This is a genomic window from Bacteroides sp. 224, from assembly GCF_010500995.1.
Classification (GTDB): Bacteria; Bacteroidota; Bacteroidia; order Bacteroidales; family Bacteroidaceae; genus Bacteroides.
The window spans coordinates 183,924-209,807 of record NZ_QVMK01000002.1 but is presented as its reverse complement, the minus strand read 5'-3'; the positions used below and the strand labels follow the sequence as shown (position 1 = coordinate 209,807).

The window sequence follows — 25,884 nt, the reverse complement described above, 5'->3', positions numbered from 1 at the left end:
TTACCAATATGAAGAAAAAAGTAGTTTTAGCATTCAGCGGAGGTTTAGATACCTCCTTTTGCGCCATGTACTTGTCGAAAGACAAAGATTATGAAGTATATACAGCTCTTGCTAACACCGGTGGTTTTAGCGAAGAAGAACTGAAAGTAATTGAAGAAAAAGCATATAAACTGGGTGCCGTAAAACATGTGGCATTGGATGTTACACAAGATTATTATGAGAAAAGTATCAAATACATGATCTTTGGTAATGTTTTGCGTAATGGTACATATCCTATTTCGGTAAGCTCGGAACGTATATTCCAAGCCATAGGTATTGCCGAGTATGCTAAAGAAATCGGAGCAGATGCCATTGCTCACGGAAGTACCGGAGCCGGTAATGATCAAATACGCTTCGACTTAACATTTGAAGTGCTTGCTCCCGGAATCGAAATCATTACTCCTACCCGTGACATGATTCTTACTCGTGAATACGAAATAAACTACTTACGCGAACACGGTTTCGAAGCCGACTTCGTAAAGATGGAGTATTCTATCAATAAAGGATTGTGGGGAACTTCTATTGGTGGAAAAGAAACATTGAATAGCGATCAAACTTTGCCGGAAGAGGCATATCCAAGCCAAGTAGTTGCTTCGGGAACAGAAGAACTCAAACTTGAATTTAAAGAAGGAGAGCTACATGCCGTAAACGGAGAAGTATTTACCGACAAGGTAAAGGCTATCAATAAAGTAGAAGAAATTGGCAACAAATACGGTATTGGTCGCGATATGCATATTGGCGATACCATCATCGGATTGAAAGGACGCGTAGGCTTTGAGGCTGCCGGACCTTTGCTGATTATCAATGCCCATAAAATGCTCGAAAAGCATACATTAAGCAAGTGGCAATTGTATTGGAAAGATCAGGTAGGTACCTGGTACGGCATGTTCCTGCACGAAGCACAATACCTGGAACCTGTAATGAGAGATATTGAAGCCATGTTGGAAAGCTCTCAACGCAATGTGAACGGAACTGTAAGCATCATCTTGCGTCCTTATAGCTATACATTAGTAGGTGTTGATTCTGCTTATGATTTAGTGAAGAACGAACTGGGTGAATATGGTGAAGTACAAAAAGGATGGACTTCGGAAGATGCCAAAGGATTTACCAAGATTCTTTCTACTCCGTTACGAGTCTATTATGCAAATCAAAAGAAAAACAACAAACTATGATTAAAGTAGGAATAGTAGGCGGTGCAGGTTATACAGCAGGAGAACTAATCAGATTATTAATTAATCATCCTGATGCCGAGATCGTATTTATAAACAGTAGCAGTAACGCAGGTAATAAGATTACCGATGTACATACCGGACTTTATGGTGAATGTGATTTGGTTTTCACCAATGAACTTCCTTTAGATACGATTGATGTTTTGTTCTTCTGTACAGCTCACGGAGACACCCGTAAGTTTATGGATAGTCATAACATCCCGGAGAATCTGAAGATTATCGACCTTTCTATGGATTACCGCATAGCCGGAGAAGATCATGAGTTCCTTTACGGTTTGCCCGAATTGAATCGTCGTGCTATCTGTAAAACCAAGTATGTGGCCAATCCGGGATGCTTTGCTACAAGCATTCAGCTGGGGCTGCTGCCATTGGCAAAACACCTGATGCTGAATGATGAAATCATCGTAAATGCCATTACTGGTAGTACAGGGGCAGGGGTAAAGCCGGGAGCTACCACTCATTTCAGTTGGCGGAATAATAATATGAGTGTTTATAAACCATTCACTCACCAACATATTCCCGAAATAAAGCAATCGCTCAAGCAGTTGCAAAACAGCTTTAATTCGGACATCGTATTTATCCCTTATAGAGGAGACTTTGCCCGCGGTATCTTTACCACAATCATTGTAAAGAGCAAAGTGGAATTGGACGAACTTGTCCGTATGTATAAAGAATATTATGAGAAAGATTCTTTTGTGCACATTGTAGAAAAGAATATAGACCTAAAGCAAGTTGTAAACACCAACAAGTGCTTACTTCATCTGGAAAAACAAGGCGATAAATTATTAATCATCTCCTGCATTGACAACTTGCTGAAAGGAGCCTCGGGGCAGGCTGTTCATAATATGAATCTGATGTTTAATCTGGAGGAAACTGTAGGATTACAGTTGAAACCAAGCGCATTCTAAAAAGCCTCTCCCCAACCCTCTCCAAAGGAGAGGGAGGAAGACGATGCAGTGCATAGTTAAGAGGCATTAGAATTTAAAATACTATTATTATTAACAATTAAAAAATCCCCTGAACCGCACGGTTCTTCCCCCTCTCTTTTGGAGAGGGCTGGGGTGAGGCTTTATGAATTTATTCGACGTATATCCATTATTTGATATCAACATAGTAAAAGGAGAGTACTGCCAGGTGTGGGATGAAAACGGTACCCAATACCTCGACCTCTATGGCGGACATGCTGTGATCTCTATCGGTCACTCTCATCCGCACTATGTAAAAATGATTAGTGAGCAGGTAAGTAAGTTGGGATTCTATTCCAATTCAGTAATAAACAAACTGCAACAGGAAGTTGCCACAAAGTTAGGACCTATTTGCGGATACGATGATTATTCATTGTTTCTGGTAAACTCGGGTGCGGAGGCAAATGAGAATGCACTGAAACTGGCTTCTTTCCATAACGGGCGCAAGCGAGTTGTATCCTTCTGTAAATCATTTCACGGACGTACGTCGCTTGCTGTAGAGGCTACAGATAATCCTAAGATTATAGCTCCGATCAATGCCAATGGGCATGTTACCTATTTAGAATTGGATGATGTAGAAGCAATGAAAGCCGAATTAGCCAAAGGAGACGTTTGTGCTGTAATCATAGAAGGCATACAGGGCGTAGGTGGTATTCGTATTCCTTCCAACGAGTTTATGCAAGAACTGCGTAAGGCTTGCACCGAAACCGGAACAATTCTTGTTTTGGATGAAATTCAAAGTGGATACGGTCGTACAGGTAAGTTCTTTGCTCATCAATATAGCAATATTAAAGCAGACATTATCACTGTGGCTAAAGGAATTGGTAATGGCTTTCCTTTGTCGGGAGTGTTAATCAGCCCGATGTTTAAGCCGGTTTACGGAATGTTGGGTACTACATTCGGCGGTAATCATTTGGCATGTGCCGCAGCATTGGCTGTGCTTGATGTAATGCAAGAAGAAAACCTTGTAGATAATGCAGCCAAAGTAGGCGAGTACTTAATGACGGAGTTGAAGAAAATACCTCAAATCAAAGATGTACGTGGTAAAGGACTTATGATTGGGTTGGAATTCGACGAACCTGTTAAAGAACTACGTAAACGTTTGCTGTTTGATTATAAGGTGTTTACAGGTGCAACCGGAACTCATGTGATACGTTTATTACCACCTCTTTGTCTTACTATAGAAGAGGCCGATCAATTCTTATTATCTTTGAAATCCTGTTTAAACTAAAGAACGCGTATTTATGAGGATTACAATAATCGGAGCCGGAAATATGGGAGGGGCTATCGCTCGTGGACTTACCTTAGGAACGTTGGTGAAAGCTGCCGATATAACGGTATCCGATCCGTCTAAAGCAAACCTTGACAAACTAACTGCGTTTAATAAAGATATTCAAACAATCAGCGATAACCAAGAAGCTATTGCGGATGCAGATATCGTTATGATAGCCGTGAAGCCTTGGTTAATGAAAGAAGTGATTAGTAATCTGCAATTCAAGGTAGATAAGCAAATCATAGTTTCGGTAGCTGCCGGAATTTCATTGTCCGACCTTGCCGATTGGACAGACCCTGTGGCTACTCTCTTTCGGTTGGTGCCCAATACAGCCATTTCAGAGTTGGCAAGCATGACGCTGATTGCTTCTATGAATGCCACATCTGAACAGGAACAAATTCTGCTGAATCTTTTCAATGAATTAGGCTTGGCTATGCTGATACCCGAAAAACAGATTCCCGCTACTACAGCTATGACTTCTTGTGGTATTGCGTATGCCTTAAAGTATATACAAGCAGGCTTGCAGGCAGGAGTAGAGATGGGTGTATATCCGAAAGACGCCATGAAGATGGTTGCCCAATCATTAAAAGGAGCCGCCGAGCTCATTCTAAATAATGACACTCATCCTGCTGTTGAAATAGACAAAGTAACTACTCCGGGTGGCCTTACCATTAAGGGCATTAATGAGTTGGAGCATGCAGGGTTTACTTCTGCCATTATTAAGGCGATGAAGGAAAGTGCTAAATAAAAGCCTCTCCCTAACCCTCTCCAAAGGAAGAGTGTAGTAGAAATAAACTTAAAACTACAAACTAAAAACTATAAACTTAAATGGATGAACAGATTAAGCAAATAGCAGAGCGTTTACGCGGATTACGTGAAGCTCTCGACCTGTCGGTAGAAGAGTTTGCCAAACAAGCAGAAGTGAAAGTTGAAGACTATCAGAAAGCAGAAGCCGGAGAGTCTGATATCTCTGTGGGTATGTTACAAAAGATAGCTCGTACTTACAATATTGCATTGGATGCCCTCATGTTCGACGAGGAACCTAAAATGAATAGCTATTTTGTAACGCGTGCCGGTAAAGGGATTTCTGTAGAACGTACCAAAGCTTATAAATACCAAGCGTTGGCTTCGGGCTTTATGAAACGTGAAGCCGATCCGTTTATTGTAACTGTGGAGCCTAAAGCAGATGATACTCCTATACATTATAATACACATAACGGACAGGAATTTAATTATGTGTTGGAAGGAAGTATGCTCATTAGTGTAGCAGGGAAAGAGTTGATTTTGAATGAAGGAGATAGCATTTACTTTAACTCAAAACTACCTCATGGTATGAAAGCGTTGAACGGAGAGAAAGTACGTTTTCTTGCAGTAATCTTTTAAACTTAAAAACCACAAATAAAAATGGTAGAAAGATTTTTATCTCAAACAACCTTCACTTCACAAGAAGATTTCAAAAAGAACTTAAAGATACAGGTACCCGATAACTTCAATTTTGGATATGATATTGTAGACGAATGGGCAGCCAAAGAACCAAATAAGCGCGCATTGCTTTGGACTAACGATAAAGATGAATGTCGCGAGTTTACATTTGGTGATATAAAGAAGTATTCGGATATGACCGCTTCTTACTTTCAAAGCTTAGGTATTGGTCGTGGCGACATGGTGATGTTGATTCTTAAACGTCGCTATGAATTTTGGTTTAGCGTTATTGCATTGCATAAAATAGGAGCAGTGGTAATTCCTGCTACACACCTTCTGACTAAGAAAGATATTGTATATCGATGCAATGCCGCAGATATTAAGATGATTGTGGCTGCCGGAGAAAACATCATCACACAGCATATACTGGATGCCATGCCGGATTCGCCCAGCATAAAGAAAGTGGTAAGCATTGGACCCGATATACCCGAAGGCTTCGAAGACTTTCACAAAGGTATTGAAAATGCTGCTCCTTTTGTGCGTCCTGAACATGCGAATACAAATGATGATATCTCATTGATGTACTTTACTTCGGGAACTACCGGAGAACCTAAAATGGTGGCTCATGATTTTACTTACCCGTTAGGGCATATAACTACTGCCACTTATTGGCACAATCTTCACGAGAATAGCCTTCACCTGACTATTGCCGATACCGGTTGGGGAAAAGCGGTGTGGGGAAAACTGTATGGTCAATGGATTGCCGGAGCTACCGTGTTTGTTTATGATCATGAAAAGTTTGTGCCCGCAGAGATCTTAAAGAAGATTCACGACTACCATATCACTTCGCTTTGCGCGCCTCCTACTATCTTCCGTTTTTTGATTAGAGAAGATTTATCGAAGTACGATCTTTCTTCTTTGGAGTATTGTACCATTGCAGGCGAAGCCTTGAATCCTTCTGTTTTTGAGAACTTCCTGAAACTGACAGGCATCAAACTCATGGAAGGTTTCGGACAAACAGAAACTACATTAACCATTGCCACTTTCCCTTGGATGGAGCCAAAACCCGGAAGTATGGGAATGCCCAACCCTCAATATGAAGTCGACTTAATTGATTATGAAGGTCGCTCAGTAGAAGCCGGTGAGCAAGGACAAATTGTGTTGCGTACCGACAAAGGTAAATCGGTAGGGCTTTTCAAAGAATACTATCGCGATGAACAGCGCACTAACGAAACCTGGCATGATGGCATTTATTATACCGGAGATGTTGCCTGGCGAGATGAAGACGGCTATTTCTGGTTTGTAGGGCGTACCGATGATGTTATTAAGAGCTCGGGCTACCGTATCGGACCTTTCGAAGTGGAAAGTGCCCTGATGACTCACCCTGCCGTGGTAGAATGTGCTATTACCGGTGTTCCCGATGAAATACGCGGTCAGATAGTTAAAGCTACTGTTATATTGGCAAAAGAATACAAAGAACGCGCCGGAGAAGAACTTGTGAAGGAACTGCAAAACCATGTGAAGAAAGTAACTGCTCCTTATAAGTACCCTCGTGTGATAGAATTTGTTGAAGAACTGCCTAAAACGATTAGTGGTAAGATACGCCGCGTAGAGATTAGACAGAACGACGAGAAGTAAGCTCTGTAATCTATGGCGGGCATCTGCCAGTAGCCTCGTTATAAAATGCCGGTTGCATTTGCTTTGAATGCCAGTTTCATTTGATTCAAATGGCGGTTGCATTTTAATTAAACAGCAAGCATTTACCCCGATAGGGGTAATATGTGCATAACCCCGGGTGAGCGAAGCGTAACCCGGGGATGATGATACTCTCTCTTCTCTGAACCCCGAAGTGGGTTCAACCCCCTGAACACTTACTTAGCATATTATTGATTACAGAATGAAGAGAACTTCGTCTTTCAATAAACAATCAAAAACCATGCTAAAATGAAATATTCCTTATCTTATCTGTTTCTATTAACAATCCTACTCTCTACGGCCTCTTGTGGACTAAACAAGAAAAATAATGCCGATTCCATTCCGGAAGGCGAAAGATATAAACTTGCCGTATGCGACTGGATGATCTTGAAAAGACAGAAGATAGGTGCTTTTCAGTTGGCGCACGAAATTGGTGCCGATGGTCTTGAATTGGATATGGGCGGACTCGGAAAGCGAGATTCTTTTGATAACAAACTTCGCGAACCCCATTTCCAGATTCTATTTAAAGAGAAAGCAAGCGAGTTTGATATAGAGCTATCTTCCATTGCCATGTCGGGCTTTTATGCCCAATCATTAGTGGGCAGAGATAATTACCGGGATTTAATACAAGATTGCCTGCAAACCATGAAGGCTATGGGAGTAAAAACAGCTTTCTTACCTTTAGGCACAGAAGGCGACTTGATTAAGAAGCCCGAAATACGACCGGAAATGGTGCGCCGTCTTCGAACCATAGGTGATATGGCAGCCAAAGATAGTTTGACAGTTGGTATAGAAACCTCTTTAGATGCTCAAGGCGAAGTAGAACTCCTGGAAGAAATAAACTCCCCGGGAATAAAAATCTATTTTAATTTTCAGAATCCGTTAGAGGCAGGCAGAGATGTTTATAAAGAACTTCGTGTGCTGGGCAAAGATAGAATCTGCCAGATTCACTGTACAGATACCGACGGTGTGACTCTTCCTAACAATAAACGTTTGAATATGCGCAAGATTAAAGAGACTTTAGACGATATGGGCTGGAGTGGCTGGCTGGTAGTAGAACGCTCACGCGATGCCAATGATGTACGTAATGTGAAAGGTAACTTTAGTGCAAATGTGGCTTATCTGAGGGAGGTGTTTAATTAGCTAAGGCTACTCTTCTGCATTCATTCGGGTCAGATGCTTGTTTAATGTTACGATGTGGCATTTAAGGCGGCGGCATATTGCTGTTTTTGTTTGGCCTTCCTGAAGCATCTCTTTGATTACTTTTTCTTTATCAACCAATCTGTACTTTTTGTTTTTCGAACCGTTTTTCCTTCCTAATATAACGCCTTCGGCTTTTCGGCGGGCTAAGCCTTCTTTGGTTCTTTGCGAAATAAGATCTCGCTCGATTTGTGCAGATAAACCAAAGGCAAATGCCAATATATGTGAGTTTATATTGTTGCCTAACTCGTATTTTTCTTTTACGGTGTAGATGATGGCTTGTTTGTTCATGCAGAGGTGGAGGGTTGACATGATGCCCATTAAGTTACGCCCGAGGCGAGAGATTTCGGAGATAATTAGAATGTCGCCTTTCTTCATTCTCTTTAGTAGAGAGCCTAACTTCCTGTCGTTAGCCGATTTGGTGCCCGAAGCTGCTGCCACTACCTCCATTCCAATAAAAGGTACCGGCAATATGATTACCGGCATAAGTAGTTTTTCCGGTTCCGTTTAAATACCTGGCATCACCTAATCCGAGAGCACTTATTTGGCTTCCGGTAGGAGCTGTTACCGGGAGCTCTTCGGTAAGGAAGCTGTTTCTTCCGGCTTGGTTGTTATTGTGCCTCATTAAAGGGTCTGCTCCATGTATCGGAGCTACGTAGGTGCCCAGGATTTTGTAGTAAATCTCAGCAAAAACTGCCTCTGCCTGTTTAGGGTCAGAGAATATATCTTGTGAAGACAAGATGCTATAGTCTTTTTTGTCTTCCAAGAAAGAATCGCTACAGGAGGTGCTGCTTAGCAGAAGCGCTCCTAATAATATGGTGGATATTTTATTTTTCATATTCGTTGATTTGTCATTCATGTTAGAAAGTCAGGTTAACGCCTAATGTCCATGTTCTAAGTGTTGGATAACCGGAATTACCGTTATCATACATGTTTCTAAACTTTTTGGGATATGGATTATAAAAATCCCATAAGTTGTTACCGGTCAGATTAATCTGTAATTTATCAATATTGATCTTTCGGGTTAGCTCTTTCGGCAATGCATAACTAAAGGTCATATTTCTGACATAGCACCGGAAAGTTGAAACAGTCCAGAAGTTAGAATATTCTCCATAAGCATTATCAACTGCCATACTTGGGTATTTACCATTTGGATTGTCTGTAGGGTCGTACATATCGTTCATATAAGAAAACTGCGACCAGATCATAGAGCTTGTGCTAATATCTTGTTTTACATCGCTATAAATGGTACTGTACCCTCCCCAAGAAGTAGAAAGCTGTGCCGACCAACTGAAGTCTCCCCATTGCGCACCTAAACGGGTGTTGATGTTATGACGGCGATTACTTGCTAATTTGGCATAGTCTTCACTTCGTGCAATTCGTCCGTCGGGACCTTGAATAGTTTTATTGTCGTAGTCGATGTTGCTACCTGCTAAATCTTGGTAAGCAAGCATCCCTACGTGCATATCTTTTTTGCTTTTGTCAAAGTATCTGGCATCACCGGCTTCTCCGCCTGCTGATACTGCATTTTGCTCCAGATATGCCCAGTAGTTATCAATGTCAGCCTGATTACGTAAAATACCATCACCTTGTGAAGTGCCATTCCAAGTCTTGAATCCGTATTGGCTATTAGGAGATCTATATCCGGTCCACGAACTCATGTCATTAACTATGGATGGATAGTCGAAATCAGCTTTCACACCTTTCTTAATCTTATACCATGATATACCATAGTTCATCGAAATGTTATATTTAACGGGTCCCATTTTAGGCAATAAGTTCTGATTGATCTTATCATTCCACGATAAAGTGAACTCCCATCCCCAAGAATCAACTGCGCCATAATTTTGGGCAGGAAGAGCAGCGCCAATATAAACTAAAGCAGGGTCTTCCGGGATTTTCATTAACATATCGGTTGTTTTATCGTAAAAGTAATCAACGGTTAAACCTAATCGGTTAGACAATACATTGACGTCGATACCATAATTACTCTTAATAGTTTGGTCCCATTTAATCTTTCTGTTTGCTGTTCCATTAAACATGGCACCTGCACCCGGTAGTCCGGCGTTTTGTCCAAACTGTGCTCCACTTTCCGAGTTTGTATTGAAGGCATAAAGCCATGACCATGCTTTTACATTGTCTTTACCGGTTTTACCTAAACTATATCGTAGTTTTAAGAAGTCGATGTATTTAGCCACTTTGCTGTTCTGGAAGAACTTCTCCTCAGAAAGTACCCAGCCTAAAGAACCTGTAGGGAATGTGCCCCAGTAGTTTTCGGGTGCAAATTTGGTTGAAGCATCTGCCCGGATAATAAACTGGGCTAAGTAACGATTGCCGTATTTGTAGTTCAATCTTCCAACATAAGACAGTGCACCACTCTCGTACTTCCTTACATAAGTGTCGGACGAACCGGGCTGTATTGTTCCGGCAAATTCACTTGTTCCGTTAAAAGAATCAAGTGGCGACCTCCATGTTGTTTGCATCTCTTTACCTTCATTCTCGGCCCTTTCCACTACTCCGGTAAGTGCAACATCGTGCTGACCGAATGAACGATTATAATTAATCATGAAGTTCATTTGCTCGCTTTTAGTTGTTCTCTTATTATAGATAACAGCGGGGCCTCTATTTACATCGGTTACCCGGCCGAATTGTGGATATACCCATTCGGAATGTTCGCCCACCAGATGCTTTCCTTCGGTAGCTGTATTGGTGGCTAATGCTACTTGATAGTAGTCTCCGATGTCATTGCTGAATGTATTTGCATAGCTAATAGAATAACTACCTTTTAAGGATAATCCTTTTACATGAGGTACATCGTATGTTAATGAGAAATTAGCATTGTATCCATTATCTTCGTTTATCTTTCTTGCTTTCGAAGCTTCGTTAGCAAAGAAGTTCCACAATGGATAACCGCTGACAGAATTATCATCTTTATAATCATATACATGGTGGGGACCAATGTATGGAGACATAAAGAATGTGCCCTCGTCTGTTGTAACCTCCATCGGTATGTGGCGAGGCATGTGGCGCAACTGCAAATAGTCGTTCTCATTCGATTGATTTCCCCATGGTCCTTTGGCTATCTTAACTTGATAATTGGGGCTCGTTTTTTCGGCATTGTATCCGGCAATAGATGCTGACAGCTTTAAACCTGCGGCAACTTTAAGCTCTCCCCCTGTACGGAATGTCCATTTCTCATAATCCTGAATATCACCTAAATTGCTTCCTTGCTTTTGGTAAGAAACTCCTGCAAAATAAGTGACTTTGTCGGTACCACCATTTACACTTAACGAATGGCGGTGCGAAACAGATGATTGCCATGCCCGATCCAACCAATTGTAATCTAAGCCTTTCATCGTGTTAAGTTCTGCTTCCGAGTAGCTATGTGGAGTATAGTCTGTACCCCCGGCGGCTGTAAACTGCCTAAGCATTCTGTTGGTAAATACCCCGGTTTCGTAAGCATTCATCGTTTTTGCATGACTCACAGCATCAGAAAAGTCTAATTTAGCAGAGTATGAAATCTTAGGTGTTCCAACCGAACCTCTTTTAGTCTTTATAAGAATAACCCCCTGAGAAGAGCGCGATCCGTATACTGCTGCGGAAGCATCTTTTAATACAGTCATGCTTTCGATTTCGGATTGATCCAACATATTGAAAGCTGTCATGTCCGGTTCGCCATCATGGTTTACCTGAACCACATCATCAATTACAATCAATGGCCCGTAGCTAACTCCATCTGCAAAGGCAGGAGCCGGTTCGCGTACCTTGAAAGAACCCATAGCTCCCGGTCGCCCAGTACTTTGCGACACAGAAAGCCCAACTATTTGACCTGCCAAAGCATCAATAATAGAAGCACCCGGTAAATCAGCAATTTCATTCATCTTAACCATACTGGCTGCACCGGTTAAGTCTTTAACGCGTTGAGTACCATACCCAACCACTACAACTTCATCTAAAAGTTTAGAATCTTCCTTTAGTGTAACTTTAATTTCACCACTGGCCGGAATAGCAACTACCTGCGTAGTATAGCCAATAAATGAAACCTCAATCTTCTGATTTGCAGGAACAGACAGGTTGAATTTACCGTCAAAATCAGTGATTGTTCCCAATGTGGTGCCTAATGCTTTTACATTTGCTCCGATAATCGGTTCTCCGGACTCGTCAACAACCGAACCTTTCACGGTCTTTGTCTGTTGTTGGGCGACTTCTACAGCCTCTTTTTCAGGTACTGCAAAAGCATTCATTGAAGTGCTTATCAGAAAAAGACCTAAGCAACAAAGTTTTGTCCACCTTGTTGTTTGCATCCTCGTCTGAAAGAATAAATAATTCTTCTTCATAGATCAAATTTTAAATTAAACAAAATATGGTTTTCTCATTTATTAATTGTTTTTACTCGTATAAGGCTCGTGCTTTAGGGTGTCGTTTTATGCGTTTTGTTTTATGGGTATATAGTTTAAACGTCCGATTGAAGAGATGAGGAAAGAGGAAAGTGTAAATCTTTTTATCTTGTTAGATTTGTAATAATAATTATGTTCTTATTGATGCATATCCTGAAATAAATAAAAGTCGAGTCATGATCTTATTATCTCCTATAAATAATAAGCTTATCCATAGAACCTAACATTACTATCTTTTAGGGATTTTTTCTTCTTAATTGAATGAATTGGTGAAGTTTACTTCTCTGTAATTAGCCGGCAGAACTTTAATATATCTAACTTTCGAACATGAAAAGAACCAATCTTTATATTTATATTGTTTTTTTTAGATTTAAGTGATTACAGATAAAAAGGATCCCCGTCCTATTATAAGATTTATGAATAACACATGTAGAACTTTAAAAAAGAAAACGATGAGAAAAACGCATTTCAAAGTAATAAAAATCAAGGATGGATTGTTTGTTTTTTAGAAATTGATTATCCGCGAAGGAGATATGATAAATGCAAGTTAATTGCTTCTATTTCAATCGGACGTTTGATTTGAATTTCAAGGGTGGGATGTTTGGTTGTAAATATCATTGCTTGATAATGAATATAAAAAGAGAAAATAATATTTTGTTTAATTTAAAATTTAATCTATGAAGAAGAACTTATTCTTGCTTGGAAAGACAGGGGGTTGGATAGTTGCAATCGCCTTATTTCTGTTTAGTTCCTGTGCACAGGGATATGATGAAGATTGGACTTTTGAATCGGATGTGAGGGATGCGCAGCTTGAATCACCAGAGGAGATAGCGTTTGCAGCGAATCCAGAGGGCACAGAAGTCATAATTTCTTGGCCAGTAGTACGTGGCGCAGGAGGGTATGAATTGTCATTCTATATTGCTGACGATCCAAACAATTTGGTACCTGTAGGAAAAGAAAAAGAAATAGTGGATGGTTGTTCCATCAAGAGAGAGATTTTAGAAGATACTAAGTATGTTGCTGTTGTTAAGGCACTTGGAAATGAAAAAAACAACAATCGCGAGGCTCTTGAAGAGACAAAAAGAGAATGGAGTACATTAGTTGAGGCCACAATAATCCCATCTGGTACAGATTTGGGCACTTATTTTGCGGAAAATTCATTTGAGGATGGTGCCGCTTTTGAATTAGAAGGGGGGGCTGAATATACTTTATCAAAGAATGTGAATCTTGCAGCGAAGAGTATTATTATTCGCGGAAGCAGACTTAATCATGCAAAGATAAAAGTAACATCAAATGCTATGTTTGTTTCTAATGGAGCAGGACTTAAATTAAAATTTCTAGATTTTGATTTGTCTGGCACAACAAAAGAATTTATTAATTATGGAGATCCAGCAACAGAGTTACCAACACAAGGGAATGATAAATATGTTGCGAATTCACCTGTTTTAATAGAAGAATGCCATTTTTCTGGAATGACATATCGTTTATTAAATTCGTCTAGTAGTAAAAAATATTTCGTATCTGTTTTGACTATTAATAACAGTGTTTTTGATATGTCATTATCTTCTTCCTTTATACAGTTTTCTGGTTCTGCTTATATAAAAGATTTTACTATTAAAAACTCTACTTTAAATAATAAGAAAGGGGCGAGTACTTCTCAGCGTCTAGTTCAGTATGGGAATGGAAGTATTGCAAAATCAGGGGTTACGTCGTCTAAACTCTTATTCACAAATAGTACTTTCTATAATATATCCTCAGCTCAGAAAATAGCTAACTATAATATGATGCGTCAATCTTCATATACAGTTGAACTTAGGAAAAATATATTTGTAGACTGTGGAAATAAGCGATTGGTAAAAGACTTGGTAGCGGATAATACTAACCCTAAATTAATTTGCGAAAAAAATGCTTATTGGTATGATGGAGCTTTCCCAACAGAAGAGACTACAGATTCTAAAGGAGATAAGAGTGGCACGCATTTTAGCGTTGATCCGGCTTTTGTTAATTCTGCCCAAAATAATTTTAAGGTTACTGCTTCGGAACTTATCTCTAACAAGATTGGTGATCCACGTTGGTTAGAGTAAATGAGATGAAACAAGGAAGTATGAATTTTAATACTAAGAAAATGAAACATAAAAATATATTTAAACTGTATGTATGTATGATTCTAGTTGTTTTAATTGCATTACCTGCAACAGCTCAGAATATACAAACAATATCAGGAACAGTAGTTGACGAAAGTGGAGAAGCCATCATCGGAGCAAGTGTTATGGTAGAGGGGACCTCTACAGGTACCATCACTGATTTTGATGGAAAATACTCTCTTAAAGTTCCCGAAAAAGGAAAACTAAAAGTAAGTTTTATCGGATATATTACTCAAATAGTTTCTGATATGGGGAAAGCATCTCGTATCATTTTAATGGAAGACAACTTAAAACTGGATGAAGTAGTAGTGGTAGGTTACGGATCGCAGAAAGGTAAAAATGTTACCGGTTCTATTGAAGTGTTGGATATGAAAGATATTCAAGACCTGGCAGTAACTAATCTGGGAGATGCTTTGGCTGGTATGATTAGTGGCTTACATGTAAGCTCCTCTGGAAATAAGCCAGGTTCGGCTGCTCACTTAACCATTCGTCAGAGTTCTGAACTTGCTAAAAACAATGGAGCTGTGAATGCAAAGTTCTCTACACAAGATGATACTCCTCTTTACATAATAGATGATTTTTTCTCTACTGAAGAAGCTTTTAATGCATTGGACCCCAGCGAAGTAGAAAGTATTTCTGTATTGAAAGATGCTTCTGCTGCTATTTATGGTGCACAAGGTGCTTATGGTGTTATTTTGGTAAAGACTAAGAGAGGCAAAGTGAGTGTTCCGCAAATATCTTATTCCGGACAGTTTGGTTTTACTGATGCTTTGTTTAAACCTAAAATGATGAGTGCTTACGACTATGGTCGTACTTGGAATGGGTATAAAGGAACTCCTAATGGTGATAATGAGGAAATATTAGCAAAATCTATCTTCCAGGCAGATGAGTTGGAAACAATGAAAAGCCTGAATTATGATCTATTAGATAATGAATGGAGTTCGGCTTTAACGCAACGTCATAGCATTAATATTAATGGAGGTACAGAAAAAGCAACTTATTTTGCTGGTGTTTCTTATAATACACAAGATGGAAATTTAGGGAAACTTGATTATGAACGTTGGAACTATCGTGCGGGTGTAAATGTAAATTTGAATAAATGGATTAAGACTTCTTTGCAGGTATCCGGACATTATGGAGAAACTAAAAAACCGAAAAATAAATATGGTAATTCAGATTCGGGTGATTATAACTTGCTATTGCAACATTTACGTTTTGTTCCGGAAACAATTGATGGATTTCCTATAATACATCAAGGAATGGATCAGGATAACAAAGATATTGCTAAGGATTATTCCTTTAATTTTCATGCAATTCAAAATTCACCTGATTATGCTAAAAATGACAATAATGGGTTCTCATTAAATGGGTCTGTTGAAGTTGATATGGGATGGATTAAGCCACTAAAAGGATTAAAACTGAAAGCTGCTTACTCGAAAAATGTAGATAATACTAAGTATAATGAAGTTGCAACCTCAATACCAGTGTATCGTATGATGCAACGTGGTGGTAGTGGTGGACATCTTTACTCCGGACTTACTGCAAGTGGTGAAGAGTTAGATTATTCTATCACTAATTTTGCTGAATATGTTTTGGATAATGGTAATAACCTTACACGGAAAATGACCCGAGGTGATAATTATCAGTTGAACTTTATTGCAACTTATGCCCGTCAGTTTGGATTGCATGATGTTAGCGGATTATTTTCTATTGAGCGTGGTGAGAGTGAATCAGAATATCTGGATGGTTTGGTTTTAAGTCCGCTTTCTTATACAGATGGACAATCTAATTCGGGTACAGGAAAACAAGAAGTTGCGTGGGGACGTTCAGAATCTGGTCGTTTGTCTTATATAGGTCGTTTAAACTATTCTTATGCAGATAAATACCTATTGGAATTCTTAATTCGTTCGGATGCATCTACCAAATTTGCTCCGAAAAATTATTGGGGAGTATTCCCTTCGGTATCTGCAGGCTGGATTATTTCTGAAGAAAGCTGGTTTAATAAAGAAAAATTGGGAATTGATTTCTTGAAAATCAGAGGATCATTTGGTATGTTGGGACGTGATAATATTAACCCATTTGTGTGGTTAACTCGTTATAACCGATCCGTAAATGAAAATGGGGCTGTATTTGGTGTAAATTCAATGGGGAATAATCTTAGTTCGGGTATAACAATTGAACAAGGTGGCGCCAATCCGGATGCACATTGGGATAAAACCTATAAAACAAACTTTGGTCTTGATATGCGCTTTCTGAATAGTCGTCTTTCTGTAAATGTGGATGGATATTATGACATGGGACGTGAAATTTTTGGTTCTCATCAAGGTACTAAATACTTTCCAATGACAGTGGGGCTTCAACCAACACCGGAAAACTTTGTAGAAAAAGATGTATATGGTGTTGAATTAAGTATAGGTTGGAAAGATAAAATTGGCAAAGATTTTACCTATTGGGTGAAATTGAATACTGGTTACAGTGACGATAAAGTAAAACTAATGGCGGTAAAAGAGGTAATAGGAGTAAATGATCCTATACCAAATAAACGTCAGGATCGTGGACTTTGGGGGTATGAATGTATTGGTATGTTCCGTGATTATCAGCAAATTGAAGAATATTTTGCTAAATATAATATTACTTCTTACATGGGAATGGGAAAAGAGGCTGTTCGTCCGGGTATGTTGATTTATAAAGATAATGGAGGTAAATGGGATCCGGTAAAGAAACAGTATGATTCAACCCCTGATGGCATAGTTAGCTTGAAAGATGACGAAGATAAAATTAAAATTTCTCATCGCTCAGATAATCCGTACGGAATGACATTTAACTTTGGTGGAAGCTTTAAAAGTTTCAGTATTCAGGCGCAATTAGGTGCAAGCTGGGGTGGAAAAGTAATGGCAGGAACTGGTATTCGTAAAAGTGCTACTAAATTAGAATACACCAATATACCCGATTTCTGGAAAGATATGTATGTATATGAAGATGTAATAGATTCTAAAGGTAATGTTGTAGCTGCACAAAATAGAAATGCTAAATATCCGAATCTACAATATGATGGTATAAATAACCATGCCTCTACATTTTGGGTAGTGGATGGTACTACTATTTCAATACGCAATTTGTCGTTGGCATATACAGTACCTAAAAAATGGCTGAGAGTTGCAGGCGTAGAAAGCTGTCGATTAAATTTGACTTGCCAGAACGTGGTTAATTTTGTAAGTCCTCATTTTGAAGATGCTTGGAGCAGTTGGGGAGGTACTTATGGAAATTATCCAAACTTGCGCAAAATTACGTTAGGGGTAAATCTATCATTCTAATTAAAGAAAAAGAATTATGAGAAAAAATATAATCAAATGGGGCATGCTTGCCCTGATGAGTGCAACAGCGGCATGTAATATCGGATGTAGTGATGATTTTCTGGAAGAAAAGAAACTATATGGTAAAGATAATGAGGTAAGCGTTTACTCTAATTACATAACAGCAGTTGGGCGTATTGATAATCTTTACTATATGGTGCTTCCCGGACAAAAGGAAGGGAATGGAAGATATGCAAATATGATCAGTACAGGTACAGAAGATGATTGGGCTAAAACTACTGAAGAGTACGGTGGAGTATCTAAATGGGAGGATAGCAGCAAATCATTAACTTATTCGGATACCGAAGACCATTTTTACGTAGAAAATAAAGAAATTAGTCCTTATGGTCAGGTTCGCGAAATAAATGAATTTATAGAAAATTTGCAGAAGTACGGGAAAGACAATTTGGAAGAATGGCAATATAACGGCCTTCTTGGGCAAGCTCATTTCCTTCGTGCATGGCGCTATTATTTAATGGTAAAATGGTACGGTGGAGTGCCTATTATAGATCATGTACAAGCAGCTTTAGTAGGAAATGGCGAAGGATTGGACTTAGTAGTGCCACGTTCTTCTACTAAAGAGTGTATTGACTTTATTTGTGGAGATTTGGATAAAGCAGCTAAACTCTTACCTCTTAAATGGGAGGAGGATGAAAAAGATTGGGGACGTGTAACTGCCGGAACTGCATTAGCCGTAAAAGGTCGTATTCTATTACATTGGGCTAGCCCCTTATGGAACCGGAAGAATGATCTTTCCCGCTGGGAGGCTGCTTTTGCTGCAAATGACAGTGCATTGAAAGTACTAAACAATAGTGGATATGGTTTAGCATTTAAGGATAATGCAGGATCTCAAAAAGAAAGTGCGGCCAATTGGGGTAAGATGTTTCTCAATACCAAAGGAACTGATGGAAGTGTGAATGAAGCTGTGTTTGTTACTTTGTATAATAACGTACAAAAAACAAATAATAATATCAAATGGAATAGTTGGGAGGAAGACAATCGTCCGAAGAATACATTTGGCGGTGGAGGAAAACATCCAACGGCTGAGATGGTAGATCTTTTCCCAATGGCTGATGGAAAGAAAGCTGGTGAATCAGAGCATGAATATGATAAACTCTCTTTCTTTATGAATCGTGATCCGCGTTTCTATCGTACCTTTGCTTTTCCGGGAGTAAGATGGTTTTATAAAGGCCAGACAAAAGATAACCTGACTACAGCAGCCAATAATGATGTGACTTTTAATAGTGGTGTTACCATGCGTAGCGAATACCCCTATAATGGTGGTGAATATGTGCTATGGAGCTATGCTTTTTATGCGAATGAAGCTAATATGACTGATCCTCATAAGTCCGGTTATGGAGCTGATGGATTAGGTTCTTTAAGCGGTAGATCTTCAGTCTACATCCGTAAACGCTCGGATGATCTTCAGCTAAATGGTAATACAACTTATATTTATGCACATGTTAAAACCGATGCTGATGGAAAAGGATTTTCGCGTTGTGCTCTTCCTTATATGGAAATGCGTTATGCCGAAGTTTTATTGAATTATGCCGAAGCTGCTGCCGCTATCAACAAGAATGTTGAAGCGTTTGAAGCTCTTAAAATGATCCGTTCTCGTGTTTATGACAGCAAATATGAAGCAACCAATTATGGATTGGAAGCAGGTATGACAGATGGAAGATTAATAGCAGCCATCTTATACGAACGCCAGATTGAGTTGGCATACGAAGGTAAACGTTTTGAAGACATGCGTCGTTGGTTATTATTTGATGGTGGTGTAGGTCATGAGTATTTGGGAGCTAATTTTAAACTGACAGGTTGGGGAGGTAATACTTGTGCGTACTTAGGTTTAACTCCCACAAATGGACGGGCGAAATATCATTATATTGAGATCTATGCAAAAAATAAAGCTTCCGGCGAAGACTTTAAGTCAGATCCTATTTTGGCAGAGATTGATCGCAATAAAGTATATGCAGGATTGAACTTGCTTGATAGAGAGAAAAATAATAATCAAGGCGAGCAACAGCTTAAAGCGTTTTATGAAACTTATTTCGAGCGTAAAGATAGAGATGGAGAAGGGAATGAAAGTAAAATATCTATTTTCTGGCAGCCTAATTTCTATATAATGGGATTAGGTAACAGTGCCATGATTAATAACCCGACTTTATATCAGAACATAGGTTGGGAAGATACTGCTCATGGTGGTAATGGAATCTTTGATCCATTGGAAGAAGATCCGGCTAAGATTCCGGTAGATACGGATACAGGATATAGTAGATAAGATAAAAATTGGGCTTCTCATTTCGGGAAGCCCTTATTTTTATTTACAGATAGATCATTACACCGATGGATCAATAAACTCATCCCCACTTCCGGAGCCTTTTCCGCCCCACAATACATATTCTACATTTTTAAACTGCGAGCGCGTCCTTCCTACCCCTTTAGCCATAGCAAACTCAGGTGTAAACTGCATTACCACCTAACCTCTTCCAACCTCCCTTCTTGCTTTGCTTAATATATAAATGTATCTTTGCCAAAGTAATATGTCTTAGACCCAGATCTAACACTGCGTTAAACCCGGATTAAAAAACGAATTAGACCCGGGTCTAATACATGCAGCTCTCGGCAAAACAAATAATACTTTTTATTAAGTTAAAACATAAATCAGCAAAATATGGCAATTCCTTATGTGGTACGAAAGAAACTGGATAGAACAGGTGGCGAAGACAAAGAATTGTGGTATGCCATAGCAAAAACCATGCAAGAAAGAGGCGGAATTACGGACGAAGAATTTGTGAGACGCATATCCCAAAGAACAGGCTTTAGTCCCGGTGTAATAGAAGGAATTTTGACTGAAATAGCCGAAGCACTTGAATTCTTTCTGAGTTATGGCTTTACTGTAAACCTTAAAAAACTGGGTACGTTTAAAACGGCACTTACCAGCAATGGCTTTGAACATCCGTCTCAGGTAACTCCCGAAGAAGTAAAGCTATCGCGTGTGTATTTTATGGCGAATCGTAAGATGGCAGGTAGAATACGGGAGAGCGGATATTTCAAAGTGCCATTTAAAGATTATTTGCCCAAAGAATATTGGGAAAAAGAAGAACAGGAAGAGTGAAAATAGATATAAGTAACTCATCAATACCATTAATACATACAAATAAACAATGAAAAAGAAACATTTATTTTGGCTTTTATTGTTGCCATTCTTCGTTAGTAGCTGCGCTACCTCCAAAACTCCCCTCACCCTCAAAGTCCTTCAAATCAACGCCTGGCACCAAGCTACCGCCGTTCCCGATGCCTTTTCGGGTTTAGTGAGCATCATAAACCAAACCGACCCGGATATTGTGCTGCTGAGCGAAGTGCGCGGGGGGAACACAAACTTCATCCCCCAATTGCTGGATAGCCTGAAGGCGCTAAACAAAACATACTACGGTGAGGTGTCTCATGAAAGTGCAGGGCTCATTTCAAAATATAAGATAGAGGAAAATATCAAGTGTTGCCCCTCCAAAGTGCAAGGGTTTATGATAAAATCTCGCATTACCGTCGGCGGAAAAACCATCATAGCTTACTCATCTCATTTAGATTATAAACACTACGAATGTTACTTGCCTCGTGGCTATAGTGGAACCACCTGGAAGAAACTTGATGCGCCAGTATTGGATGCCGATTCTATACTCCGTGCCAACCGAATGTCGGAACGAAATGAAACTATTACTGCCTTCATCGAAGATGCAAAACAAGAAATAGAGAAAGGTAACCTGGTTTTATTGGGAGGCGATTTCAACGAGCCATCCCATCTCGATTGGCAAGCCGATACCAAAGACCTGAGAGATCATAATGGAATGATCATTAATTGGGATTGTTCGCTGATGCTCACCCAAATGGGAATGAAAGATACCTATCGGGAATTGTACCCCGATGCTGTAAAATACCCCGGAATAACCTACCCGTCAGCCAATCCGTCTGCTGAAACTGCTAAGCTGACCTGGGCACCCGAAGCCGATGAAAGAGATCGGATTGATTTTATCTACTACTACCCCAATCCCTCCTGGAAGTTGAAACAGGCAGTGATAGTAGGACCTCAGGAAACCATTCGCTTCGGAAAAGTGCAGGAGAAAGATGCTTCAGATCCTTTTATAGTTCCTACGGGCATCTGGCCTACCGATCATAAAGCGAATCTGGCGACGTTTGTTATAAAGAAGAATAAAAAGCAATAATAAGTTTGTATAAGCTTTACAAATAAGTAAATGTTCATAATTAGTTTATATAGGTTCGGAAATGATTGAATTTGAACCGCAGAGTTACGCAGATTAACACAGAGTTTTTAATACAATGCTGCATAGAACTAAAACTTGATACTCTGTGTTAATCTGCGTAACTCTGCGGTTCAATATAACTCAAAAGAAAATAGATACGCGGAAAACGCGGAATGAGCAGAAACACGCGGAATTATTTTTTTTCTTGCGACATAAGGACGAAAATATATATTCCGCGTTCATCCGTTCATTATTAGCTACTAATATGTAATCTTGTGAATATTTGCGAATATTATCTTTATTTTGTAAACTACTGATTACAATAAAAGCCCCATGCCGTCTTTCCAGAGAAAGAATTTAATTTTTAAGGTAATGAATAAGAAACTATTTACAGGAATTTTAGCCATTCTCTTGACTGTTCCTTTTTCTGTGTTGAAAGCACAGTATCCTCAAGAACCACCCGAAGTAAAAGCAGCTGTAAAAGCCAGAATGGACGAAGAATATCGTCGTTCCGAAGAAGCCTGGCAAAAGGCACTGCCTATTATTGAACAACAAGCCAAAGAAGGGCGCCCCTACATTCCCTGGGCAGCGCGTCCTACCGATCTTCCTCAGGCAAATATACCTGCTTTCCCGGGTGCCGAAGGGGGAGGTATGTATAGCATTGGCGGTCGTGGTGGCAAAGTTATTACTGTAACAAACCTCAACGACCGTGGTCCCGGTTCCTTCCGCGAAGCTTGCGAAACAGGAGGTGCCCGTATTGTTGTATTCAACGTGGCGGGTATTATTAAACTGGAAACGCCAATCATTGTACGTGCTCCTTATATCACTATTGCCGGACAAACTGCTCCCGGAGATGGTGTTTGTATTGCAGGCGAATCATTCTGGGTAAATACACACGATGTAGTAGTACGCCACATGCGTTTCCGCAGAGGAGAAACCAACGTGGGTCGTCGTGACGATGCTTTCGGAGGAAACCCCGTAGGTAATATCATGATCGACCACTGTTCAACCAGTTGGGGATTGGATGAAAATATCTCATTCTATCGCCACATGTTCGATCCGGGCGACGGAAGCAAAGAACTGAAACTCCCTACAGTAAATGTAACCATACAAAATACCATTTCTGCGCAGGCACTCGACACTTACAATCATGCATTCGGAAGTACGCTGGGAGGCGAAAACTGCTCTTTCATGCGCAACTTGTGGGCCAGCAATGCAGGACGTAATCCGTCTATCGGTTGGAATGGCGTATTCAACTTTGTAAACAATGTGTTGTATAACTGGGTACACCGATCAGTAGATGGTGGTGACTATACAGCTCTTTATAATATTGTAAATAACTACTATAAACCCGGTCCGCTGACTCCGAAATCTCAGGTAGGGCATCGTTTGGTGAAACCCGAATCGGGACGTAGCAAACTGGGCTACAAAGTGTACGGTCGCGTGTATTGTAACGGAAATATCTTAGAAGGAAACGAAGCCGTAACCAAAGACAACTGGAACGGTGGAGTGCAGGTAGAAAGTCTACCTAACACGGGTCAGTACACCGATAACATGAAATGGAATGAACCTTTCCCTATGCCTCACCTGACTATTATGTCGGCCAAAGAAGCCTACAACTATGTATTGAAGAATGTAGGAGCAACCCTTCCTAAAAGAGATATCGTAGACGAACGTGTATTGAAAGAAGTAAAAACAGGCAAAGCGTATTATGTAAAAGGACTGGATCCTGAATCATTCTATCAATTTAAACACCGCCGTTTACCTGCCAACTCTTACGAGAAAGGTATCATCACCGATATCGCTCAGGTAGGTGGCTATCCCGAATATAAAGGAACTCCTTATGTAGACACAGATGGAGATGGCATGCCCGACAAATGGGAAATAGCCAACGGACTGAACCCTAATGATCCTTCGGATGCCAACCAGGATTGTACAGGCGATGGCTATACCAATATTGAAAAATATATCAACGGTATCAGCACCAAAAAGAAAACAGACTGGACAGACCTGAAAAACAATCAGGATACATTGGCTGAAAAGGGTAAATTGATGTAATTATCGCTTTAATTATATTTTGAACCACAGATTAACGCAGATTTTCGCAGAGTGAATATCATTTTTAGTAAAATAATAATCTGCGAAAATCTGCGTTAATCTGCGGTTCAATAAAAAATATATAAAATGAAAACAACCATAACCATTTTCCTTCTATTCTTCTCTCTATCTCTATTTGCCATAGAATTGAATAAAGAAAATCGTGATCCCCAATATGTAGAATCTATCGTAAACCGTTCGCAAAAGATTGTAGATAAATTAGGGATTACCGATCAGAACGTTACCGAAAATGTACGCAACATCATAGCCAATCGTTATTTCGAACTAAACGATATCTATGAAGCCCGCGATAGTAAAGTGAAGAAAATCAAAGAATCTTCTTTGGAAGGCGAAGCCAAAAGCGAAGCATTGAAAGCTGCCGACCATGAGAAAGACGCGGCACTTTATCGCTCTCATTTTGCTTTCCCGGCTGCCTTGTCACTCTATCTGAATGAAAAACAGGTAGAAGCTGTAAAAGACGGAATGACGTATGGTGTAGTAGATGTAACTTACACCGCTACATTGGAAATGATTCCTACACTAACCGAAGAAGAGAAAGCACAAATCTACGCCTGGTTGGTAGAAGCTCGCGAATTTGCCATGGATGCCGAAAATTCGAATAAGAAACACGAAGCATTCGGCAAATACAAAGGACGCATCAACAACTACCTCTCTAAAAGAGGCTACGACCTCGTGAAAGAAAGAGAAGGCTGGTATAAGCGTATAGAAGATGCTAAAAAGAAAAAATAATTGCTTATAGCATTCTTTTTTTTCTATATTCCTTAAATAGCCCTTGTTGAGTACAACAGGGCTGTTTTTGCGTCTTGTACTATATAATAATATAAAACTCGATATGAAGGAATCATTAAAATTACTGGGGCTGCTTTTTCTGATCGTTTTGGCTTCATGTAAATCGGCGGAGAAAGAATATTATGTGTTTACTTCCTTTCATGAGCCTGCCGACGAAGGACTGCGTTTCTTATACAGTGAGGATGGTTTACATTGGGATAGCATCCCGGGTATATGGCTAAAACCGGAACTCGGTTCACATAAGATTATGCGTGACCCTTCTATGGTACGTACTCCCGATGGAACTTTCCATTTGGTCTGGACATCGAGTTGGAACGGAGATTTAGGTTTTGGATACGCCAATACCAAAGACTTAAAAAACTGGTCGGAACAACAATTCATCCCCGCCATGAAGCACGAACCGACTACCGTGAACACCTGGGCTCCCGAAATATATTATGATGACGAGAAAGAAGAATTTATCGTAGTATGGGCTTCTTGCGTTCCCGGGCGTTTTGAAAGAGGAATAGAAGACGAAAAAAACAACCATCGCTTGTATTACCTCACCACCAAAGATTTTAAAACAATATCCGAAACGAAGTTATTCTACGATCCGGGATTCAGTGTGATTGATGCCGTGATTGTAAAAAGAGCAAAAGAAGATTATGTATTGGTGCATAAAGACAATACACGCCCCAATCGTAACCTGAAAGTCGCTTTCGGGAAAACACCGATTGGACCCTATTCCGAAGCATCGGAACCTTTTACGGAGGAGTTTGTAGAAGGTCCCTCAGTCGTTAAATTAGGCGATGAGTATTATATCTATTTTGATGCCTACCGCGAGAAAGTGTACGATGCGGTAAAGACAAAAGACTTTATTAATTTTACAAGTGCAACGAAAGAGATTTCTGTTCCTAAGTTGCATAAGCATGGTACTATATTTAAAGCATCAAAAAAGGTTATAGACAGCCTCTCCCCAACCCTCTCCAAAGGAGAGGGGAGTAACCATGCGGACTAATTAA

At 39.8% G+C, this 25,884-nt stretch carries 19 protein-coding genes; 15 read left to right on the top strand and 4 right to left on the bottom strand.

All coding sequences use genetic code 11. The annotated features are described in order from the left end of the window. Window positions 1–8: 8 nt before the first annotated feature. The 7 genes from D0T60_RS02260 to D0T60_RS02230 all read left to right on the top strand — a co-directional run bounded on the left by D0T60_RS02260 (window position 9) and on the right by D0T60_RS02230 (window position 7,766). A complete protein-coding gene (locus D0T60_RS02260) occupies window positions 9–1,211 on the top strand; it encodes an argininosuccinate synthase (RefSeq protein WP_163216520.1) in 1,203 nt (400 codons plus the stop codon). After that, window positions 1,208–2,176, top strand: coding sequence for an N-acetyl-gamma-glutamyl-phosphate reductase (argC, locus tag D0T60_RS02255; protein WP_163216519.1), 969 nt, complete (start codon window positions 1,208–1,210; stop codon window positions 2,174–2,176). Before D0T60_RS02260 ends, argC begins: the two co-directional genes overlap by 4 nt. Window positions 2,177–2,339: 163 nt before the next feature. After that, window positions 2,340–3,464: an aspartate aminotransferase family protein gene (locus D0T60_RS02250; protein ID WP_163216518.1), complete on the top strand. Its 1,125-nt coding sequence runs from the start codon at window positions 2,340–2,342 to the stop codon at window positions 3,462–3,464. 13 nt (window positions 3,465–3,477) lie between these two features. Further along, the gene (gene proC, locus D0T60_RS02245; protein WP_163216517.1) at window positions 3,478–4,254 is read left to right on the top strand and encodes a pyrroline-5-carboxylate reductase; all 777 of its coding nucleotides are present in this window, start codon (window positions 3,478–3,480) and stop codon (window positions 4,252–4,254) included. Between the two features lie 80 nt (window positions 4,255–4,334). Beyond that, window positions 4,335–4,889, top strand: coding sequence for a helix-turn-helix domain-containing protein (locus tag D0T60_RS02240; RefSeq protein WP_163216516.1), 555 nt, complete (start codon window positions 4,335–4,337; stop codon window positions 4,887–4,889). A 21-nt stretch (window positions 4,890–4,910) separates the two neighbouring features. Beyond that, a complete protein-coding gene (locus tag D0T60_RS02235) occupies window positions 4,911–6,566 on the top strand; it encodes an AMP-binding protein (protein WP_163216515.1) in 1,656 nt (551 codons plus the stop codon). A gap of 306 nt (window positions 6,567–6,872) precedes the next feature. Continuing rightward, on the top strand, window positions 6,873–7,766 hold the full coding sequence (locus tag D0T60_RS02230; RefSeq protein ID WP_163216514.1) for a sugar phosphate isomerase/epimerase family protein: 894 nt from the start codon (window positions 6,873–6,875) through the stop codon (window positions 7,764–7,766). A gap of 6 nt (window positions 7,767–7,772) precedes the next feature. Here the strand turns inward: D0T60_RS02230 and D0T60_RS02225 are convergent, their stop codons facing one another. The 3 genes from D0T60_RS02225 to D0T60_RS02215 are packed head-to-tail and all read right to left on the bottom strand — an operon-like array spanning window position 7,773 to window position 12,160. Then, window positions 7,773–8,309 (bottom strand): recombinase family protein, encoded by a 537-nt coding sequence (locus tag D0T60_RS02225; protein ID WP_163216513.1) that lies wholly within the window; start codon window positions 8,307–8,309, stop codon window positions 7,773–7,775. Continuing rightward, complete coding sequence (locus D0T60_RS02220; protein ID WP_163216512.1) at window positions 8,233–8,661, bottom strand: hypothetical protein; 429 nt, start codon at window positions 8,659–8,661, stop codon at window positions 8,233–8,235. Before D0T60_RS02220 ends, D0T60_RS02225 begins: the two co-directional genes overlap by 77 nt. 22 nt (window positions 8,662–8,683) lie before the next feature. Then, on the bottom strand, window positions 8,684–12,160 hold the full coding sequence (locus D0T60_RS02215) for a SusC/RagA family TonB-linked outer membrane protein (RefSeq protein ID WP_163216511.1): 3,477 nt from the start codon (window positions 12,158–12,160) through the stop codon (window positions 8,684–8,686). A 737-nt stretch (window positions 12,161–12,897) separates the two neighbouring features. On the opposite strand from D0T60_RS02215, the gene D0T60_RS02210 reads away from it, so the two are divergent. Genes D0T60_RS02210 through D0T60_RS02200 form a run of 3 tightly spaced genes read left to right on the top strand, consistent with a single transcriptional unit; the run spans window position 12,898 to window position 19,998 of the window. Further along, window positions 12,898–14,304: a DUF4992 family lipoprotein gene (locus D0T60_RS02210; RefSeq protein WP_163216510.1), complete on the top strand. Its 1,407-nt coding sequence runs from the start codon at window positions 12,898–12,900 to the stop codon at window positions 14,302–14,304. Window positions 14,305–14,345: 41 nt separating this feature from the next. Further along, a complete protein-coding gene (locus D0T60_RS02205) occupies window positions 14,346–17,678 on the top strand; it encodes a TonB-dependent receptor (protein WP_163216509.1) in 3,333 nt (1,110 codons plus the stop codon). A 16-nt stretch (window positions 17,679–17,694) separates the two neighbouring features. Continuing rightward, window positions 17,695–19,998 (top strand): RagB/SusD family nutrient uptake outer membrane protein, encoded by a 2,304-nt coding sequence (locus D0T60_RS02200; protein ID WP_163216508.1) that lies wholly within the window; start codon window positions 17,695–17,697, stop codon window positions 19,996–19,998. A 57-nt stretch (window positions 19,999–20,055) separates the two neighbouring features. Here the strand turns inward: D0T60_RS02200 and D0T60_RS18910 are convergent, their stop codons facing one another. Further along, window positions 20,056–20,190 carry a hypothetical protein gene (locus D0T60_RS18910; RefSeq protein WP_255491552.1) on the bottom strand — a complete coding sequence of 45 codons (135 nt, stop codon included), beginning with the start codon at window positions 20,188–20,190 and terminating at the stop codon, window positions 20,056–20,058. A gap of 201 nt (window positions 20,191–20,391) precedes the next feature. On the opposite strand from D0T60_RS18910, the gene D0T60_RS02195 reads away from it, so the two are divergent. The 5 genes from D0T60_RS02195 to D0T60_RS02175 all read left to right on the top strand — a co-directional run bounded on the left by D0T60_RS02195 (window position 20,392) and on the right by D0T60_RS02175 (window position 25,880). Further along, window positions 20,392–20,835, top strand: coding sequence for an HU family DNA-binding protein (locus tag D0T60_RS02195; RefSeq protein ID WP_163216507.1), 444 nt, complete (start codon window positions 20,392–20,394; stop codon window positions 20,833–20,835). A gap of 49 nt (window positions 20,836–20,884) precedes the next feature. Beyond that, the gene (locus D0T60_RS02190) at window positions 20,885–21,937 is read left to right on the top strand and encodes an endonuclease/exonuclease/phosphatase family protein (protein WP_163216506.1); all 1,053 of its coding nucleotides are present in this window, start codon (window positions 20,885–20,887) and stop codon (window positions 21,935–21,937) included. A 411-nt stretch (window positions 21,938–22,348) separates the two neighbouring features. Next, the gene (locus D0T60_RS02185; RefSeq protein ID WP_163216505.1) at window positions 22,349–24,034 is read left to right on the top strand and encodes a polysaccharide lyase; all 1,686 of its coding nucleotides are present in this window, start codon (window positions 22,349–22,351) and stop codon (window positions 24,032–24,034) included. Window positions 24,035–24,160: 126 nt separating this feature from the next. Next, entirely contained in the window at window positions 24,161–24,823 is a 663-nt protein-coding gene (locus D0T60_RS02180) for a DUF3826 domain-containing protein (RefSeq protein ID WP_163216504.1), read from the top strand. A 103-nt stretch (window positions 24,824–24,926) separates the two neighbouring features. Further along, window positions 24,927–25,880: a glycoside hydrolase family 43 protein gene (locus D0T60_RS02175; protein WP_163216503.1), complete on the top strand. Its 954-nt coding sequence runs from the start codon at window positions 24,927–24,929 to the stop codon at window positions 25,878–25,880. The last annotated feature ends 4 nt before the right edge of the window (window positions 25,881–25,884 follow it).

Excerpts from the sequence above, each read along its gene's own strand:
- D0T60_RS02260 (WP_163216520.1), top strand. The coding sequence starts at position 9 with ATGAAGAAAAAAGTAGTTTTAGCATTCAGCGGAGGTTTAGATACCTCC.
- argC (WP_163216519.1), top strand. The coding sequence starts at position 1,208 with ATGATTAAAGTAGGAATAGTAGGCGGTGCAGGTTATACAGCAGGAGAA.
- D0T60_RS02250 (WP_163216518.1), top strand. The coding sequence starts at position 2,340 with ATGAATTTATTCGACGTATATCCATTATTTGATATCAACATAGTAAAA.
- proC (WP_163216517.1), top strand. The coding sequence starts at position 3,478 with ATGAGGATTACAATAATCGGAGCCGGAAATATGGGAGGGGCTATCGCT.
- D0T60_RS02240 (WP_163216516.1), top strand. The coding sequence starts at position 4,335 with ATGGATGAACAGATTAAGCAAATAGCAGAGCGTTTACGCGGATTACGT.
- D0T60_RS02235 (WP_163216515.1), top strand. The coding sequence starts at position 4,911 with ATGGTAGAAAGATTTTTATCTCAAACAACCTTCACTTCACAAGAAGAT.
- D0T60_RS02230 (WP_163216514.1), top strand. The coding sequence starts at position 6,873 with ATGAAATATTCCTTATCTTATCTGTTTCTATTAACAATCCTACTCTCT.
- D0T60_RS02225 (WP_163216513.1), bottom strand. The coding sequence starts at position 8,309 with ATGCCGGTAATCATATTGCCGGTACCTTTTATTGGAATGGAGGTAGTG.
- D0T60_RS02220 (WP_163216512.1), bottom strand. The coding sequence starts at position 8,661 with ATGAAAAATAAAATATCCACCATATTATTAGGAGCGCTTCTGCTAAGC.
- D0T60_RS02215 (WP_163216511.1), bottom strand. The coding sequence starts at position 12,160 with ATGAAGAAGAATTATTTATTCTTTCAGACGAGGATGCAAACAACAAGG.
- D0T60_RS02210 (WP_163216510.1), top strand. The coding sequence starts at position 12,898 with ATGAAGAAGAACTTATTCTTGCTTGGAAAGACAGGGGGTTGGATAGTT.
- D0T60_RS02205 (WP_163216509.1), top strand. The coding sequence starts at position 14,346 with ATGAAACATAAAAATATATTTAAACTGTATGTATGTATGATTCTAGTT.
- D0T60_RS02200 (WP_163216508.1), top strand. The coding sequence starts at position 17,695 with ATGAGAAAAAATATAATCAAATGGGGCATGCTTGCCCTGATGAGTGCA.
- D0T60_RS18910 (WP_255491552.1), bottom strand. The coding sequence starts at position 20,190 with ATGCAGTTTACACCTGAGTTTGCTATGGCTAAAGGGGTAGGAAGGACG.
- D0T60_RS02195 (WP_163216507.1), top strand. The coding sequence starts at position 20,392 with ATGGCAATTCCTTATGTGGTACGAAAGAAACTGGATAGAACAGGTGGC.
- D0T60_RS02190 (WP_163216506.1), top strand. The coding sequence starts at position 20,885 with ATGAAAAAGAAACATTTATTTTGGCTTTTATTGTTGCCATTCTTCGTT.
- D0T60_RS02185 (WP_163216505.1), top strand. The coding sequence starts at position 22,349 with ATGAATAAGAAACTATTTACAGGAATTTTAGCCATTCTCTTGACTGTT.
- D0T60_RS02180 (WP_163216504.1), top strand. The coding sequence starts at position 24,161 with ATGAAAACAACCATAACCATTTTCCTTCTATTCTTCTCTCTATCTCTA.
- D0T60_RS02175 (WP_163216503.1), top strand. The coding sequence starts at position 24,927 with ATGAAGGAATCATTAAAATTACTGGGGCTGCTTTTTCTGATCGTTTTG.